Here is a 13,945-nt window from a genome sequence, read left to right on the forward strand (position 1 = left end):
GGCACCTCCATCACGATCGATGCTGCGCAACTGTTGAATCTACCGTGTGCGGTCCTCTCGACTGGCACGCCTATCTACTGTAAGAGTTATGGTAAGTAGTTCTGTGTAGCGTGGAGGGCGGACGATGGCAGATGAAGTCCTCATCGAGCGGCAGGACCGCGCTGTCGTCGTCATGATCAACGATCCGGATTCGCGCAATGCCGTGATCAGCGGTGCTGGCGGAAACAACTGTGCTGGAGTGCATTTCAATCTGACAGAGAGGGTCACGTGAGCGACCAGATTGCCGACGTCGTCCTGATCACCGGTGCGTTCGGGCAGGTCGGGAAGCGGTGTGCGGAGATCCTGCTCAGCCGGGGGCGAACCGTCATCGCCATGGACCTGCAGAACGACAAGACCACCGCGGTCGCCGCGGAGCTCGCCACCCAGTCGCGCGACGGAACACTCGTCATCGCTTATGCGAATCTGCTCGACGCGGACACCATCGCCGAGTGCGTGACCCGAAACAAGCCGGCGGCCATCGTGCACCTGGCGGCGATGCTGGCCCCGGTGTCCTATCGAAACCCGTTACTGGCACGCAAGATCAACGTCGACGGGACACGCAATCTCGTGGCGGCCGCGCGCGCACTTGCCGAACCGCCGCTGTTCGTCGATGCGTCGAGCGCATCGGTCTATGGATCACGTAATCGGTACACCCATCCGCAGCGCATCACCGCCCAGACCCCGGTGAACCCGATCGACCAATACGGCGAGGACAAGGTGCTCGCCGAAGAAGTGGTACGCGCCAGCGGGCTGCCGTATGCGGTGCTGCGCCTCGGGGGAGTCATCTCGACCGACGTCTCGGCCAACTTCAACGCCGACTACCTGGTGCTGATGCGCGCGACGCCGCGGGACAATCAGTTGCACACGGTCGATGCCCGCGACGTTGCACTCGCATTCGCGAACGCCGTTGACCGCCGTGAAGCGGTGAACGGCAAGACTCTGTTGATCGGTGGCGACGATACGCATTTGCATGCTTTCCGGGATGTCGAGGACGACATGATGCAGGCGTTCGGCATCGGGCGGCTCGGGCCGTCGGCGAGCCTGCCCGGGGATCCGGACGATGAGCGGGGCTGGGGCTTCACCGGCTACTTCGACACCACCGAAGCGCAGGAGCTGCTGCAATTCCAGGAGCATCCCTGGACTGAGACGGTGGCCTGGGTTGCGGAATCCCTGGGGCGCGCCCGCACGCTACTGAAGGTGTTGGGGCCGGCGATCCGTCCGGTACTGCGGACGTTGCTCGCGGTCCAGCGGAAGGTCGAGCGGCGCGGTCCGTATGCCGATCCGTGGGCACTGATCGAAAAAAGTTATGGGCCAGGCGCTTTGGCTGGCGGGCAGGCCCGAGCGGTAGTGGACGAACGCCTCTAGTCACCGCGCCGCCGGCGCAGGGGTGTAACAGTGCGGACCTGCCCAGGTGTCGACGCTGACGATGTGTTTCGCGTACTGAGCGACTTTATGGAAGTAGCGTTCTCCTTTCTGATAACCTGATTCTCATGGTCAAGACAGGTAGCCGGCTGCGCAGTCAGGTCTGTGACACCCAAGTGATCGTCGTCCGGACGGGGGACAGCCTCGACGATCTGCGGTGCGGTGGTGCCCCCATGGTGGCGCTCGATGCCGAGGTCGACGGTGCGGCGGTCGCGGACCCGAAGTTGTGCCACGGTTCCGTGATGGGCAAGCGATACGTCGACGACGCCGCGGCGGAGGTCTTGGTCACCCGGGCCGGCGCCGGCACATTGAGCGTCGGGTCGACACCGCTCGTCCTCAAGGAAGCCAAACCCCTCCCCGCGAGCGATTAGGAGTGACCATGCAGAAAGCGCTTGCCCCGGAAATCTCGACGTGGCCGGACGCCGACCCGCAGCTGATCGGCAGTCAGTGCGGTGCCTGCGCGGCGACGACGTTCCCGCGCCAGGACCGTTGTCCGAAGTGCAGCAAGGCCGGGATGTCCGACGTGCTGCTGCCGCGGCGCGGCACGGTGATCGCCTGGACCACACAGGGTTTCCCGCCCGGAGCACCGTACGCCGGCCCGACCGGCAAGGACTTTGTGCCGTTCGGCGTCGGGCTGGTGCAGCTCGGTGACGTCATCCGGGTCGAGGGCCGACTGACCGAGAATGATCCGGCAAAGCTGAAATTCGGCATGGAGGTCGAGCTCACCATGGCGCCTTTCGCCACCGACGCCGACGGCGATGAGCTGATCACCTTCTGGTTCAAGCCGGTGGCGGCATGAGCAACGACGTAGCGATCATCGGCGTCGGTATCCATCCGTTCGGCCGGTTCGACAAGACCGCCATGGAGATGGGCGCCGAAGCGATCCAAGGTGCGCTGACCGATGCCAACCTGGAGTGGAAGGACATCCAGTTCGGCTTCGGCGGCAGCTATGAGGTGTCCAACCCCGACGCGGTGACCCGCCTGGTGGGGCTGACGGGCATCACGTTCACCAACGTGTTCAATGCCTGCGCCACCGCGGCGAGCGCCATCCAGCAGACCGCCGACACCATCCGGCTCGGTAAGTACGACATCGGGATCGCGATCGGTCTCGACAAGCATCCGCGTGGTGCCTTCACCGATGATCCGGCCAAGCTCGCGCTGCCGCAGTGGTACGCCAACAACGGGCAGTTCGTCACGACGAAGTTCTTCGGGATGAAGGCCAACCACTACATCAACAAGCACGGCATCTCCGAGGAGACCCTGGCGCGGGTGGCCAACAAGAACTTCCGCAACGGCATCTTGAACCCGAACGCGTTCCGGCGCAAGGAGATCACCGTGGACGAGATCATGGCCTCGCCGGTGCTCAACTATCCGTTGCGCCAATACATGTTCTGCGCACCCGACGAAGGCGCTGCCGCGGTCATCATGTGCCGAGCCGACATCGCCCACCGCTATACCGACAAGCCGGTCTACGTGCGCGCCAGCGAGATCCGCACCCGTACCTACGGCGCCTACGAGGTGCACGCCACCTCCGCGCCGCTCGACGAGGACGTGTCGCCCACCGTCTACGCCGCCAAAGCCGCCTACGAGGCCGCCGGCATCGGGCCGGAGGACGTCGACGTCGCGCAGCTGCAGGACACCGACGCGGGTGCCGAAGTCATCCACATGGCCGAAACCGGGCTGTGTGCCGACGGTGAGCAGGAGAAGCTGCTGGCCGATGGTGCCACCGAGATCCATGGGTCGCTGCCGATCAACACCGATGGCGGACTCATCGCCAATGGCGAGCCGATCGGCGCGTCGGGGCTGCGTCAGATGCACGAGCTGGTGCGCCAGCTGCGCGGTGAAGCGGGGGAGCGGCAGGTGCCGGGCAATCCGCGCGTCGGTCTGGCCCAGGTCTACGGCGCGCCGGGCACCGCGTCGGCGACCATCTTGAGCCTGTAGGGGGAGACTGCGACATGGCCGACTACAAGTACGTCGCGTACGAAACCCTCGACGAGGGCACCATCGCCCGAATCATGTTGAACCGCCCGGATACTCGCAACGCACAGAGCCGCGGCATGCTCACCGAACTGCACGAGGCGTTCCTGCAGGCCGAGGCCGACGACACCGTCCGCGTCGTCATCCTCGGCGGGCTGGGGCCCATGTTCTCCTCGGGCCATGACCTCGGCTCGTCGCAGTCGCGCGCAGAACGCGCGCCCGGACCCGACCAGCACCCGAGCTTCCGGATCAACGGCGCCACCCGTCAGGGCGCCGAGATGCTGATGCTGCAGGAGTGGCACTACTACTTCGAGAACACCCGCCGGTGGCGCAACCTGCGCAAGATCACCGTCGCCCAGGTGCACGGCGACGTGTACGCCGCCGCACTCATGCTGATGTGGGCGTGCGACCTGATCGTCGCGGCCGACAACACCACGTTCGCGGACGTGGTGGGCACCCGGTTGGGTATGTGCGGTGTCGAATACTTCGCGCACCCATGGGAATTCGGGCCCCGCAAGACGAAAGAGCTGATGCTCACCGGAGACAGCCTGTCAGTGGACGAAGCACACCGCATGGGTATGGTGAGCAAGGTGTTTCCGGCTGACGAACTTGCTGACCGCACACTGGAATTCGCCCGACGGATCGCCGCGGTACCGACGATGGCTGCCCTGCTGATCAAAGAGTCCGTCAACCAGACGCAGGACAACATGGGCTTCTACAACTCCCTCAACGCCTGCTTCACCCTGCACGAACTGAATCACAGTCACTGGGCGCAGGTGCACGACAACGGGTTTCCGGTCGGGCTTGAGGAGGACGGCCTGCCGAACTGGCGCACCGCGCCGCCCGTGGTGTCGGCGGTCAAAGATCAGGTGCGCGGCGGGGAGTGATCAGGGCCGACCCTCGAGCGCGGCGAAGTTGACCGTCGCTGTCGCGGCGAGATCGCCGTTGCCGCGCCGGATTTCGATCTGAACGACCGCTGAGCGCCGACCTCGGTGCACGATCCGTGCCTCCGCGCGGGCCGGACCGGTGTCGAGTTCGTCGCTGTCATCTTGTTCACCATCAAATGACCGATCGCTCGCGGGCCTGCTAGCCGAGGAACAGATCCGGGATCGGGTCGGATCCACCGCCGTACCGGGTCAGGTCCTTGCCGGCCGCGGTGAGGACGTCGGCGTCGATGAAACAGCCTGCAGTGCAGTCGGTGGCCCGGCGCAGCAGAATCTGGACCGCCGCGTCACCCATGATCGCCGGGCTGCGCGACGAGTCCAGCAGCGCTGCGCCGTCGGCCATGTTGGCGACCGCCGAGGTGGCGATATAGGTCTCGGGCCAAAGGCAGTTGAACGCGATGCCGGCATCGGCGTATTCGGCCGCCCAGCCGAGCGACAGCAGGGTCATCCCGTACTTCGACAGCGTGTACGCCGGGTGCGCACCCAGCCAGCGTGGCGTCAGATTCAGGGGTGGCGCGATGGTCAGCACGTGGGCGTTGTCCGACTGGCGCAGGTGCGGCAGCGAGGCCTTCGTCAACAGGAAGGTGCCCCGGATATTGACCTGCTGCATCAGATCGAACTTCTTGGCGGACAACAGCTCTGTCGGCTCGACGCCGATCGCGCTCGCGTTGTTGACGCAGATGTCGACACCACCGAAGCGCTCGACCGCCACGTCGACGACGCGGTTGACGTCGTCCTCGGAGCGGATGTCACCGACCACGGCGGCGGCCTTTCCGCCGGCAGCCTCGATCTCGGCCGCGGCGGTGTAGACCGTACCGGGCAGTCGGGGATGGGGCTCGGCGGTCTTCGCGAGCAGTACGACATTGGCGCCCTGCTGTGCGGCGGCCACGGCTATCGCCAGTCCGATACCCCTGCTCGCTCCGGAGATCACCATTGTCTTGTCGGCGAGTGCGTGGTCCGTCATCGTCCTCCTCAGGAGCTGTTACCGAAAATGGTATTGGCATTCTCTTTTTTTGCAAGTACGTTATCCATTGATGGATAACGATGGCCAGACTCCGTCCGGAATACCGCTGAAGCCGGTCTACGGACCCGCGGATCGCCAGGGCGATCCGCCGCAGCCGGGTGAATTCCCCTTCACCCGGGGAAATTTCGCGTCCGGGTACCGCGGAAAGTTGTGGACTTTCCGTCAGTACTCGGGTTTCGGCACTGCCGAGGAGTCGAATCAGCGCTACCGCTATCTACTGGATCAAGGCGGGACGGGACTCTCGGTCGCCCTTGATCTGCCGACGCAGTGCGGCTACGACTCCGACGACGAGGAGTACGGCGAGGAGGTCGGCCGCGTCGGCGTCGCCGTCGACACCCTGGCCGACGCAGAAGTGCTGTTCGATGGCATTCCGCTGGACAAGATCAGCACCAGCTTCACGATCAACGGGACGGCCGCCATCCTGTTGGCGTTCTACGTCGCGGCCGCGGAGAAGAAGGGTGTGCCGCGCGAAAAGCTCACCGGCACAATCCAGAACGACATCCTCAAGGAGTACGCCTCGCGCGGAACCTGGATCTGGCCGCCCGAGCCGTCGCTGCGCCTCATCGCCGACACCATCGAGTTCTGTGCTGCCGAGGTGCCGAGATTCAACGCGATTTCGGTGGCGGGAGCCCACTTCCGTGATGCCGGCGCAAACGCCGTGCAGGAGATGGCGTTCACGCTGGCGGACGGTGTCACGTATTGCGACACGGTCGTCGAGCGGGGCCGGATGACCATCGAAAAGTTTGCGCCGCAGATTTCCTTCTTCTTCTACACGCACGGCGATTTCTTCGAGGAGATCGCCAAATACCGTGCGGGACGCCGCCGTTGGGCCACCATCGTGCGCGAGCGTTATGGCGCCACCACCGACAAGGCGTCGATGTTCCGGTTCGGGTGCGTCTCGGGCGGGGCGTCCCTGTATGCGCCGCAGGCGCAGAACAATCTGGTGCGGGTCGCCTACGAAGCGCTGGCCTCGGTGCTCGGCGGCGTACAGTCCATGTTCACCGCGGCGTGGGATGAGCCATTCGCCCTGCCCAGCGAGGAGTCCGCGACGCTGGCCCTGCGGACCCAGCAGATCCTGGCCTACGAAACCGGCGTCGCCAAGGTGGCCGACCCGTTGGGCGGCTCATATTTCGTCGAGGCACTCACCGACGCGACCGAGGAGAAGATCATCGAGATCATGCGCGATCTCGAGTCGCACGGCGGCATGGTGCGCTGCATCGAGGACGGTTACCTGCAGGGGCTGATCGCCGACGAGGCGTTCAAGATCCACCAGGAGACCGAGTCGGGCGAGCGCCCGGTGGTCGGGGTCAACAAGTTCGTCGTCGACGAACCCGCGCCCGACCTCGCCACGTATGAACTGGATGCCGAAGGCCGCGACAAGCAGCTCAAACGGCTGGCCAAGGTGAAGGCTGAACGCGACGATGTCGCGGTGAAGGAAGCCCTTGCCGCCCTGGCTCGTTCGGCCGATGGCGACGACAACTTGATGCACCGGCTCATCGATTGCGCGAATGCTTACTGCACGGTGGGAGAGATGGTGTCGACGTTGAAATCGGTGTGGGGCGAGTTCCAGCAGCCGGTGGTGTTCTGATGCTGCGCACGCGAGGAGCGATCTGATGGCAGTCCGCGTATTGGTGGCCAAGCCCGGGCTGGACGGTCACGACCGGGGCGCCAAGATCGTCGCCCGGACCCTGCGGGACGCGGGCTTCGAGGTGATCTACACCGGTATCCGGCAGCGGATCGAGGACATCGTGTCGATCGCTCTGCAGGAGGACGTCGCCCTCGTCGGCCTGTCGATCCTGTCCGGTGCGCACCTGGCGCTGACGGCGCGCACCGTCGAAGCGCTGCGGGCCGCCGACGCCGGAGACATCGCGGTCGTCGTGGGCGGCACGATTCCGTTGGGCGATGTGCCGAAACTGCTGGAAGTCGGTGCGGCGGCGGTGTTTCCCACCGGTACGGGGCTCGACACCCTGGTGGCGGAAGTGCGCAAGCTGACGTCGGAAAGCGCGGTGGGCTGACATGCGCCTCGGTGTGATGATTGGGGCCGAGCGCGGCGACATGGCGCGCAAGGTCGCCAAACTGGTCGCCGACATCCAGTGGGCCGAGAGCGCGGGGCTCGACAGCGCCTGGATGCCGCAGGTTCCCAACGATTTCGACTGCCTGACGATGGTGGCGTTGATGGCGGCGAACACATCGCGCATCGAACTCGGTACGGCGGTGGTTCCGCTGCAGGCGCAGCATCCGGTCGCTCTTGCCCGTCAGGCACTTTCGGTGCACGCCATGTCGGGCGGTCGCCTGGCTCTGGGTGTCGGGCCGTCGCATCATTGGATCGTGCGCGACATGCTGGGCCTGCCCTATGACAAGCCCGCCGCGTATACCCGTGACTACCTGCAGGTGCTGAACACCGCGATCAGTGGTCCGGGAGCCGTTGACGTGGAGAATGATTCGTTCACCGTGCACAATCCGACGGTCCTCGGCGCGGATACCCCGATGCCGGTGCTGGTGTCGGCGCTGGGGCCGGTGATGCTGCAGATCGCCGGTGGGCACGCTGATGGCACGTCGCTGTGGATGGCCGACGAGAAGGCGATCGGCGAGCACATCGCGCCCAAGATCAACAAGGCCGCCGCCGAAGCGGGTCGGCCTGCGCCACGCATCGTCGCCGGCATCCCGGTCACGCTGTGCGCCAACTCCGAGATCGACGCCGCCAAGGACCGGGCGAACCGCATCCTGGCCGAGGCCGAGACATCGCCGAATTACCAGAAGCTGCTGGACCGCGGGGACGCCCGGAGCGTCGGCGACCTGTGCGCGGCCGGCGACGAAGAGTCGATTCTCAAGCGGTTCAGGCAGTTCGCCGACGCGGGCGTGACGGATCTGTCGGTACGCCTGCTGCCCATCGGGGACAACCGCGACGAGTTGATCGCCTCGAAGCACCGCACGCGCGAGGTGATCGCCGAGCTCGCCAAGGCAGTCTCGTGAGACGTCGAGGCGGCGCGTTTTCGCGACTTTTCGGCGAAACCGCATCACAAACCGTAGTCTCGGCGCCGAAATGAATGCTCCTCTCGCCGGTATCCGGATTCTCGAGGTCGGCGTCATGCTGGCCGGCCCGTACGCGACGATGCTGCTCGCGGATCTGGGTGCCGAGGTGATCAAGATCGAGCCGCCCGGCGGGGAGATTTCCCGGCAGGTCAGCGACAGCTACTTCGCGAGCCTCAACCGCAACAAGACCAGCATCTGCCTGGACCTCGCGTCGGAAGCGGGCAAGGCGCGGCTCGGCGAGCTGGTCGCCGAATCCCATGCGCTGCTGGTGAACATGAAGCCTTCGGTGATTAGCCGGCTGGGCCTGACGTATCAGTCGCTGCGCCAGTTCAACGAGAAGATCGTCTGTGTGGCGATGACAGGCTTCGGGCTGGACGGCGGCGACGACCCCGCTTTCGACTACGTCATCCAGGCGGCGACGGGAGTGGCCGCGATGACCGGCGACCCGGACGGGCCGCCGACGCTGCCCGGTTACTCATCCGCGGACAATTCCACCGGCATGGCGGCGGCGCTGGGCCTGCTCGCCCAGATCGTGTCGGGGCGTGGTGGTCAGGTCGAGGTGTGTCTGCGCGACGTGATGCTGTCGCAACTGAACTACCGTGCGGCGGCGTATCTGAACGATGGCACGCACCCGAGCCGGCACCCGAACGGTGCGCACTCGTATTACGTACCGGCGCAGCTCTTCGAGACGGCGGACGGGTATCTGGCGTTGTTCATCACCCACGACGGCTTCTGGAGATCGTTTGTGGGGGAGGCGGGCATCGACCGCAACGGTGAGATTCCGTTCGCCACCATGGCGGAACGAGCCGCGAGCCGGGACGAGGTGCTCGCGGTGGTCGAGAAGGTGCTGTCCACCGACACCGCCACCGGCTGGGAAAAGCGGCTGCGTGCGCTCGGCATTCCGGCGGCAGCCGTTCGCACACTGCCGGAAGCCTTGGATGCGACGCCGGAAATGATCGTCACCGCAGGCGATTTCCGGTTGATCGGCAGTCCGATCCGAATCGCCGGCCACCACGCGGAGTACCGGCCGGCGCCGGCTCAGTCGTCGTAACGCACGGTCACCGACGCGGTGTCCGGAACTGCTTGGCAGGTCAGCACATAACCCTCGGCGACTTCGTCGTCGTCCAGGGCCTCGTTGTTGCGCATCGTGGCGCTGCCTTCGGTCAACATGGCGATGCAGGTGCCACAGTTGCCTGCCTCGCAGGAGAACGGTGGCGCCAGCCCGGCCCGCCGGGCGCTGTCCAGTAGCGTCTCATCGCCGACGCGGGGGACCGACACCTTCTGCCGGTCGAGGTGAATGGTGATCGTGCCCGTGCCCGTGCCTGCGCCCGCGTCCGTGCCGGTCGTCGCCGTCGTCGTGGCTGGCCCCATCGTCGTCCCATCGTCGCGTATTGTCGTTCTAACTATAGGAGAATATGATTCTCGGTATCAACCGGAAATCTTCTCACTCTGCTGGAAGGAGCGGGCGCGACGTGGCTGACGGTGCGGTGCTCGCCTTCGATCAGCGGGAGTACAGCCGGCCGGAGCTCGACGCCCTCGCCGGCGGGATGGCCGCCGTGTTGGCCGACCGGGGCGTCGGTGTGGCTGACCGCGTCGCCCTGATGTCGTCGACCCGCCCGGAATTCGTGATTGCGCTGCACGCCATCTGGCGTCTGGGCGCCGCCGCCGTGCTGCTCAGTCCGGCATGGCGGCGCGCCGAGGTGCAGCACGCGCTGGCGGTGACGGCGCCGTCATGCGCAGTCGGCGACAGCGCTGTTCTCGCTGATCTGATGCCGATGCTGCATCTCGACGAGCCCATCGCCGCGAAGGACTCACCCGCCGGCACTCCGGCGCCGGATTCGGATGCCGTGCTGGCCTTCAGCTCCGGTACCACCGGGATGCCCAAGGCAGTCCGCCATAGCCACCGTGGGCTGGCTGCTGCCGTGCGCCAGTGGCGCGCCGCGCTCGGTCTGTCCGCCGCGGACCGCCTGCAGGTGATGACCCCACCGTCGCACATTCTCGGCCTGCTGAACATCATGACGGTGCTGGACGCGGGTGCCTGGATCCGGTTGCATCCGCGATTCGACGTCGAAGCCATGCTGCGCCACATCGAAACCGACCGCATCACCATCGAAATGACGGTGGCGCCAATCGCATTGGCTCTTGCCGCCCACCCACGGCTGGAGACCTACGACCTCTCGTCGCTGCGGTACCTCATGTGGTGCGCGACGCCGGTGACCGCGACGGTGGCCGAAGAAATCACGCGCCGTACCGGCGTGGGCTGGGTAACCGCTTACGGGACAACCGAATTGGTCGTCATCGCGTGCGATGACCTCACTGGTGGGCGGTTGGACACCGTCGGCAGGCCGGTGCCCGGCGTCGATGTGCGCATCGCGGAGTCCGGAGAGATCGAGGTGCGCTCGGAAGCGGTGATGGCCGGCTATCTTCCCGCGGAGGAAACCTCGACGGTCATCGTCGACGGCTGGTTCCACACCGGTGACATCGGACATTTCGATGAGTCCGGGCGGCTACGGATCACCGACCGGCGCAAGGAGATGATCAAGGTGCGGGGCTTCCAGGTGGCCCCGGCCGAGATCGAAGCGGTCCTGCATTCGCATCCCGCCGTCGCCGACTGCGCGGTGTTCGGGCTGCCCGACGCACGAGACGGTGAGACGGTGGTGGCTGCGGTGGCCACGAACTCGGCCGTCACCGATGGCGAATTGATGGACTTGGTCGGCGCCAGACTGGCCTCCTACAAGCGGCCGAGCCGCGTTGTGTTCGTACCCGAAATCCCGCGGCTGCCTTCCGGGAAGGTGCTGCGCCGAGTGCTCAAGGAGCGCCTGTGGACGTCCGTCTGACCGCCGAACAGCGGCAACTCGCCGAATCGGCCGCCGAATTGGCTGCCGATTTCGGCCTGCACTCGGTCGCCGACCTCGATGATGCCGGCCGCCGCACTCAGCTGGAGAAGGCCGTCGACAGCACCGGGTTTCGGACGCTGCGCTCCGACGGGGCCTCCGGCGTCGAGGTGGCCATCGTCGCCGAGGAGTTCGCCCGCGGACTTGTCGATGTGCCGTTCCTGGGGCCGGTGCTGGCCGATGACCTCCGGCGGATACTCGGCCGAGAGCCGGAAGCCGCAAGTGCGCAACCGGATTCGGTCGATCTGCTGGGCGGAGTGACCGGCGTGGCGGAATGGCCGCCCGAATTGAGTGAGCTGTCCGCGGAGGACGCCGGCCGCTGGCATGCACTGGCGCTCACGGTCACGTGTGCCGATCTCGTCGGTGCCGCGCGCGGGGCGCATGCGCTGGCCCTCGACTACGCCAAGGTGCGCGAACAGTACGGTGCGGCGATCGGCTCGTATCAGGCCGTCGCGCATCTGCTGGCCGAAAGCCTTGCGCTCATCGAGGGCTCGGTCAGCGTGCTGCGGCACGCCGCCTGGGCTGTTGATGCCCTGCCCGCCTCCGAGGCGATCGAAGCGGCACGGGTTGCCAAAATCTACTGTGCGCGTGCGGCATTGACGGTCTGCGAGACGTCGATCCAGGTGCACGGCGGCATCGGCAACACCTGGGAATGTCTTGCGCACGTGTACCTGCGTCGCGTTCTGACCGCCACCGAGCTGTGGCCGGCCAAGTTGGAGGAGCTGACCATTGGACTTTCGTGACTCACCGGAGGAAGCCGCTTTCCGGGACCGGCTCCGGAATTGGCTGACCGAGCAGAAGGGCAGGTTCCCGACCTCGGGCGACGAATACTGGGCGGCTCAAGGTGATTGGCACCGCGCGCTCTACGGCGCGGGCTTCTTCGGCACCTCGTGGCCGCGCCAATTCGGTGGGCAGGAACTGCCGCCGGTGTACGACGTCATCGTCGACGAGGAGATCGCGAAGGCGGGAGCGCCGGCGCGGCCGAGTCTCGGCTACCTCGTGGTGGGACTGGGCCACCACGGCAGCAAGGAACTGCAGCAACGGTTTCTGCCCGGGATGATCAATGGCACCGAGCGCTGGTGCCAGGGCTTCTCCGAGCCGGGTGCGGGCTCGGATCTCGCGTCGCTGACCACGACGGCCACGCGCGACGGTGACGAGTACGTCATCCACGGACACAAGGTCTGGACGAGCTATTCCGATGTGGCCGACTGGTGCCTGGTGCTGGCGCGCACCGACAAGGACGTTGCAAAGCACAAGGGCATCTCGGCGTTCGTCGTCTCGATGCACCAGCCGGGCATCGAGCAGCGGCCGTTGAAGATGATCAGCGGTGTCACCAAGGAATTCGGCCAGGTGCTGTTCGACGGGGCCCGCGTGCCGGCGGAGAACATGGTCGGTGCGCCGGGGGAGGGCTGGAAGCTCGCGATGACGGTAGTCAGCCACGAGCGCGAGCCTTCGACCCTCGGTTTCTCGGCGCGCTACGGAAAACTGGTGCGGCAGTTGGCCTCCCGGGTCGACGGCACGCCGCCGGAAGCGCTGTCGTGGGCGTGGGTGCAGACCGAGATGCTGCGCCTGCACGTGCGCAGGCGGCTGTCCGAGCAGCTCGACGGGATAACGCACGGGCCGAACGGATCCCTCGACAAGCTGCTGATGACGTGGACCGAGCAGTCGGTGGGGCATGCGGCGCTGGCGACGGTCGGCACCGGTGACCCCGAGTTGTTCGGCGCCTACATGTACAGCCGTGCCCAGAGTGTGATGGGCGGCACCTCGCAGATTCAGAAGAACATCATCGCGCAACGCATTCTGGGATTAGGAGTCTGACTTGTACGGCATGCCAACGGAAATCGACGTAACGGCCGACGGCCCGCTGCGGATCATCACGCTGAACCGCCCGGAGGAGCTCAACGCGGTCAACGACCCGCTGCACGTCGGTCTGGCGAGCATCTGGGAGTCACTCAACGAGGACGCCGACGCCCGGGCGGCGGTGATCACCGGAGCCGGCCGGGCCTTCTCCGCGGGTGGCGACTTCAACTATCTCGACGAGCTGCGCCACGATGAAGCCTTGCGGCAGAAGACCATCAAGCACGGCCGCGACCTCGTCATCGGTATGGTCCGCTGCCGTGTCCCGGTCGTTGCCGCCGTGAACGGGCCGGCCGTCGGTCTCGGGTGCAGCTTGGCCGCGCTGTCGGACATCGTCTACATGGCCGAAAATGCGTTCTTCGCCGACCCGCACGTGCAGATCGGTCTGGTCGCGGCCGACGGTGGTCCGCTGGTCTGGGGGTCGCAGATAAGCCTGTTGCAGGCCAAGGAGTTTGCGTTGACAGGTGTGCGGATCAAAGCGGCCCGCGCCCTCGAGCTCGGTCTGGCGAATCATGTCGTCGCCGACCCGTTGGCCGAAGCCATCGCGTGCGCCAAACAGCTCGCGGAGTTGCCCAAGCAGGCCGTCGAGGCCACCAAGCGTCTGATGAACATCCAGCTGGAGCGTTCGGTGATGGCGTCGCTGGACTACGCGAACCTCGCGGAGTACGTGTCTTTCGGCACCGCCGACTTCAACAAGATCGTCGACGGACTGATCGCCAAGGGATAGTCGCGATACGAAAGTTGGGGTCACGCCG

17 protein-coding genes are annotated in these 13,945 nt (G+C 66.0%); 14 read left to right on the top strand and 3 right to left on the bottom strand.

Features of this window, described 5'->3' with window-relative positions; all coding sequences use genetic code 11:
• The first annotated feature begins 124 nt into the window (after positions 1-124).
• From BR47_RS33085 to BR47_RS0111435, 6 genes are all read left to right on the top strand, one after another.
• Entirely contained in the window at positions 125-271 is a 147-nt protein-coding gene (locus tag BR47_RS33085) for a hypothetical protein (protein ID WP_155987068.1), read from the top strand.
• Positions 268-1,404: an NAD-dependent epimerase/dehydratase family protein gene (locus tag BR47_RS0111415; RefSeq protein ID WP_029119590.1), complete on the top strand. Its 1,137-nt coding sequence runs from the start codon at positions 268-270 to the stop codon at positions 1,402-1,404. The genes BR47_RS33085 and BR47_RS0111415 overlap by 4 nt, the downstream gene beginning before the upstream one ends.
• 125 nt (positions 1,405-1,529) lie before the next feature.
• Positions 1,530-1,832 carry a hypothetical protein gene (locus BR47_RS0111420; RefSeq protein WP_020102641.1) on the top strand — a complete coding sequence of 101 codons (303 nt, stop codon included), beginning with the start codon at positions 1,530-1,532 and terminating at the stop codon, positions 1,830-1,832.
• Between the two features lie 8 nt (positions 1,833-1,840).
• Complete coding sequence (locus BR47_RS0111425; protein ID WP_036427164.1) at positions 1,841-2,260, top strand: Zn-ribbon domain-containing OB-fold protein; 420 nt, start codon at positions 1,841-1,843, stop codon at positions 2,258-2,260.
• Positions 2,257-3,402, top strand: coding sequence for a thiolase family protein (locus tag BR47_RS0111430; RefSeq protein ID WP_020102639.1), 1,146 nt, complete (start codon positions 2,257-2,259; stop codon positions 3,400-3,402). The genes BR47_RS0111425 and BR47_RS0111430 overlap by 4 nt, the downstream gene beginning before the upstream one ends.
• A 14-nt stretch (positions 3,403-3,416) precedes the next feature.
• The gene (locus BR47_RS0111435) at positions 3,417-4,325 is read left to right on the top strand and encodes an enoyl-CoA hydratase (protein WP_029119592.1); all 909 of its coding nucleotides are present in this window, start codon (positions 3,417-3,419) and stop codon (positions 4,323-4,325) included.
• Here the strand turns inward: BR47_RS0111435 and BR47_RS34010 are convergent, their stop codons facing one another.
• Both BR47_RS34010 and BR47_RS0111445 read right to left on the bottom strand, forming a co-directional pair.
• Positions 4,326-4,562: a PaaI family thioesterase gene (locus BR47_RS34010; protein WP_141772167.1), complete on the bottom strand. Its 237-nt coding sequence runs from the start codon at positions 4,560-4,562 to the stop codon at positions 4,326-4,328.
• Positions 4,525-5,346 carry an SDR family oxidoreductase gene (locus tag BR47_RS0111445; RefSeq protein WP_020102636.1) on the bottom strand — a complete coding sequence of 274 codons (822 nt, stop codon included), beginning with the start codon at positions 5,344-5,346 and terminating at the stop codon, positions 4,525-4,527. Before BR47_RS0111445 ends, BR47_RS34010 begins: the two co-directional genes overlap by 38 nt.
• A gap of 70 nt (positions 5,347-5,416) precedes the next feature.
• On the opposite strand from BR47_RS0111445, the gene BR47_RS0111450 reads away from it, so the two are divergent.
• The 4 genes from BR47_RS0111450 to BR47_RS0111465 all read left to right on the top strand — a co-directional run bounded on the left by BR47_RS0111450 (position 5,417) and on the right by BR47_RS0111465 (position 9,490).
• Positions 5,417-6,994 carry a methylmalonyl-CoA mutase family protein gene (locus tag BR47_RS0111450; protein WP_020102635.1) on the top strand — a complete coding sequence of 526 codons (1,578 nt, stop codon included), beginning with the start codon at positions 5,417-5,419 and terminating at the stop codon, positions 6,992-6,994.
• A 25-nt stretch (positions 6,995-7,019) separates the two neighbouring features.
• On the top strand, positions 7,020-7,421 hold the full coding sequence (locus BR47_RS0111455) for a cobalamin B12-binding domain-containing protein (protein ID WP_020102634.1): 402 nt from the start codon (positions 7,020-7,022) through the stop codon (positions 7,419-7,421).
• Position 7,422: 1 nt separating this feature from the next.
• Complete coding sequence (locus BR47_RS0111460) at positions 7,423-8,379, top strand: LLM class F420-dependent oxidoreductase (RefSeq protein WP_020102633.1); 957 nt, start codon at positions 7,423-7,425, stop codon at positions 8,377-8,379.
• 70 nt (positions 8,380-8,449) lie between these two features.
• On the top strand, positions 8,450-9,490 hold the full coding sequence (locus BR47_RS0111465) for a CaiB/BaiF CoA transferase family protein (RefSeq protein ID WP_029119593.1): 1,041 nt from the start codon (positions 8,450-8,452) through the stop codon (positions 9,488-9,490).
• Here BR47_RS0111465 and BR47_RS0111470 read toward each other — a convergent pair.
• Positions 9,478-9,810 carry a 2Fe-2S iron-sulfur cluster-binding protein gene (locus BR47_RS0111470; RefSeq protein WP_029119594.1) on the bottom strand — a complete coding sequence of 111 codons (333 nt, stop codon included), beginning with the start codon at positions 9,808-9,810 and terminating at the stop codon, positions 9,478-9,480. The genes BR47_RS0111465 and BR47_RS0111470 overlap by 13 nt on opposite strands.
• Positions 9,811-9,911: 101 nt before the next feature.
• On the opposite strand from BR47_RS0111470, the gene BR47_RS0111475 reads away from it, so the two are divergent.
• From BR47_RS0111475 to BR47_RS0111490, 4 genes are read left to right on the top strand one after another with little or no spacing between them, the layout of a single operon-like run.
• Positions 9,912-11,276: a class I adenylate-forming enzyme family protein gene (locus tag BR47_RS0111475; protein WP_029119595.1), complete on the top strand. Its 1,365-nt coding sequence runs from the start codon at positions 9,912-9,914 to the stop codon at positions 11,274-11,276.
• Complete coding sequence (locus tag BR47_RS0111480) at positions 11,261-12,076, top strand: acyl-CoA dehydrogenase family protein (protein ID WP_029119596.1); 816 nt, start codon at positions 11,261-11,263, stop codon at positions 12,074-12,076. Before BR47_RS0111475 ends, BR47_RS0111480 begins: the two co-directional genes overlap by 16 nt.
• Complete coding sequence (locus BR47_RS0111485; protein ID WP_029119597.1) at positions 12,063-13,151, top strand: acyl-CoA dehydrogenase family protein; 1,089 nt, start codon at positions 12,063-12,065, stop codon at positions 13,149-13,151. Before BR47_RS0111480 ends, BR47_RS0111485 begins: the two co-directional genes overlap by 14 nt.
• 1 nt (position 13,152) lies before the next feature.
• Positions 13,153-13,917, top strand: a complete 765-nt coding sequence (locus BR47_RS0111490; protein ID WP_029119598.1) for an enoyl-CoA hydratase/isomerase family protein — start codon at positions 13,153-13,155, stop codon at positions 13,915-13,917.
• The last annotated feature ends 28 nt before the right edge of the window (positions 13,918-13,945 follow it).

This window comes from Mycobacterium sp. UNC410CL29Cvi84, assembly GCF_000686745.1.
GTDB lineage: Bacteria > Actinomycetota > Actinomycetes > Mycobacteriales > Mycobacteriaceae > Mycobacterium > Mycobacterium mucogenicum_B.

Bases quoted from the DNA above. Each gene is read 5' to 3' on its own strand.
- BR47_RS0111465 (WP_029119593.1), top strand. From the start codon at position 8,450: ATGAATGCTCCTCTCGCCGGTATCCGGATTCTCGAGGTCGGCGTCATG.
- BR47_RS33085 (WP_155987068.1), top strand. From the start codon at position 125: ATGGCAGATGAAGTCCTCATCGAGCGGCAGGACCGCGCTGTCGTCGTC.
- BR47_RS0111430 (WP_020102639.1), top strand. From the start codon at position 2,257: ATGAGCAACGACGTAGCGATCATCGGCGTCGGTATCCATCCGTTCGGC.
- BR47_RS0111470 (WP_029119594.1), bottom strand. From the start codon at position 9,810: ATGGGGCCAGCCACGACGACGGCGACGACCGGCACGGACGCGGGCGCA.
- BR47_RS0111420 (WP_020102641.1), top strand. From the start codon at position 1,530: ATGGTCAAGACAGGTAGCCGGCTGCGCAGTCAGGTCTGTGACACCCAA.
- BR47_RS0111455 (WP_020102634.1), top strand. From the start codon at position 7,020: ATGGCAGTCCGCGTATTGGTGGCCAAGCCCGGGCTGGACGGTCACGAC.
- BR47_RS0111460 (WP_020102633.1), top strand. From the start codon at position 7,423: ATGCGCCTCGGTGTGATGATTGGGGCCGAGCGCGGCGACATGGCGCGC.
- BR47_RS0111445 (WP_020102636.1), bottom strand. From the start codon at position 5,346: ATGACGGACCACGCACTCGCCGACAAGACAATGGTGATCTCCGGAGCG.
- BR47_RS0111425 (WP_036427164.1), top strand. From the start codon at position 1,841: ATGCAGAAAGCGCTTGCCCCGGAAATCTCGACGTGGCCGGACGCCGAC.
- BR47_RS0111435 (WP_029119592.1), top strand. From the start codon at position 3,417: ATGGCCGACTACAAGTACGTCGCGTACGAAACCCTCGACGAGGGCACC.
- BR47_RS0111450 (WP_020102635.1), top strand. From the start codon at position 5,417: ATGGATAACGATGGCCAGACTCCGTCCGGAATACCGCTGAAGCCGGTC.